This window comes from Mycobacterium sp., assembly GCF_049673265.1.
In the GTDB taxonomy this organism is placed as follows: domain Bacteria; phylum Actinomycetota; class Actinomycetes; order Mycobacteriales; family Mycobacteriaceae; genus Mycobacterium.
Map to the genome: position 1 here is coordinate 1 of NZ_JBATXN010000180.1, position 2,007 is coordinate 2,007.

The 2,007-nt window shown below is 63.8% G+C and carries 2 protein-coding genes; both read left to right on the plus strand.

The genetic code is table 11. The annotated features are described in order from the left end of the window. Positions 1-510, plus strand: a 510-nt coding sequence (locus WBF82_RS06320; protein WP_424382217.1) for a hypothetical protein, incomplete at its 5' end; no start/stop codon positions are given. Continuing rightward, a partial coding sequence (locus WBF82_RS06325; RefSeq protein ID WP_424382218.1) for an adenylate/guanylate cyclase domain-containing protein occupies positions 507-2,007 on the plus strand: 1,501 nt, incomplete at its 3' end. The genes WBF82_RS06320 and WBF82_RS06325, both read left to right, overlap by 4 nt.

Below are 2,007 nucleotides of genomic sequence, written 5' to 3' on the forward strand. Positions count from 1 at the left end.
CAGCCATTTCGAGAGCCACTCACCGCCGCCGGTGATGTTTTCAGCCAATTCCAGGCCACGGCGAAAGCGGCGGCCAACGAAATCGATGCCGGGACATTCACTCTCGACGATCGGATCAAGGCGATGCACCGCCTTTTCGCACTGTCCGTGCAGGGCTGGGCGGGGCTGGTTCAGGCAGCCGTGTCCGGGCCGCACTTTGGGCTGAAAGGGGATTCGGCGCCGACGCCGTCGGATCCGATAACGGTGAAAGCCGATCCCACCTACCCGCGCTATCTCGAGGTCGCCACTTCCTTCGTACAGGTCGGTGATAACACCGTGCAGATCCCGGACCAGCAGATCGAGTTCATCCCCCACGTGCTGAAGGCGGGGGAGACACAATTCCAAATGGCGGTCAAGGATCCGAGTCTGGGCGGTCGCTCGTACTCCGGATCGGTTCGGCTGACCACCGTGACTCCTGCGGGCACTCCGTCCAGCGCGGAGACCGTGACGATCAACGACGTCGAGCTGTGAACGGCCGTACGCCTGCACCGACCATTGACGAACTGCTTGACCGGGCAGTACAAGCGATCAATCGCGGCGACCGCGCCACAGCGGACGCACTCGCCGGCCAGGTGCTAGCCGTCGATGCGAGCAACCTCGACGCCGGGGAGTTACTCGCCGCTCCCGCCGCCGGGGGAGCAATTCGCCGGCTGACAATCATGTTCGCCGACCTGGTGGACTCCACGGCGTTGTCGACCCGCACCGAACCGGAGACGTACCGCACCGTTGTCGGGCATTACCGAGACGAGGTGCTGCGCGTCGTCAATCGCTACGAGGGTCATGTCGGATCGACCAAGGGTGACGGATTGCTCGCGGTGTTCGGTCATCCGATACCCCACGAGGACGACATCATTCGGGCAGTACGCGCGGGACTTGACATCACGAGCGCTGTGGCCGCGCTCAGCCAACGGGTGTGCCAGCGATTCGGTTTCGACATCGATGTTCGGGTCGGCGTTCACCGCGGCTTGGTCTACCTAGACACCGCGCAGGACGACGTCTACGGGCTGGGGGCCAACCTCGCAGCTCGCATGTGCAGCTTGGCCGAGCCCGGCACGGTCGCGGTATCCGAGGCAGTCGCGAGGCTCGTCCGGGAGAGTTTTTGCCTGGAAGAGCGAGAACCCCAGCCCGTCAAGGGTGTTGACGATCCGGTTGCCTACTTTCGAGCAATCGGCGAGCTCGATCCGACAAGGCACGCGCTCGGCTCACTGATCGGTCGTCAACGCGAGGTCGAGTACCTGCAGACCGCCTGGTCTCGAGCCCTGGCCGGCACGCTGACAACACCCGGTGTGGTTTTCCTGGGTGAGGGCGGAATCGGCAAGAGTCGGCTGGCCGCCGCGGCCATCGCGAAGGCCGCTGGGTACGACGCGGTTGTGCTGGAGTTGTTCGGGTCGCCGTTCCACACTGACGTCGGTTTGCGTCCGGTGCGCAGGTTGCTGGAACGACGCTGCGACATCGGGCGCACATCCGATCCCGCTGAGCGGCTAGCGAAGCTAGAGGCGGAAATAGTTGCGCGCCAACTGGATCCGGCCGAGATGATTCCGCTGTTAGCGCCAGTGCTGGCCATCGCCCCGACGGCCGGATACGAGCCGGTCCCGATCGAAGGGAGCCCACTGCACGAACGCATTGCGTGCGCCGTCTACGAGTACTTGTTGGCTTGCTTCGGCGATGGACCTGGCCTGGTGGTGATCGAAGACCTGCACTGGTTCGATCCCGACACCATCGAGATAGTCAACAAACTGCTGTGTGCGGACTCCGGTCGGCTGCTGGTCGTTGTCACCGGACGCGAAGGTGTTTCGTTGCCGGACCTGGTTCAGGTCTTCGAATTACGACCGCTCACCGGCGAGCAGGCCGAAGAGCTGATCTTCTCGCTTGATCCCGCGATGTCGCTGGATGCCAGACGGGAGGTGCGTCGCCGCTGCGACGGCATACCGCTCTACATCGAAGAGGTCGTGGCCAAAATCAAGGACC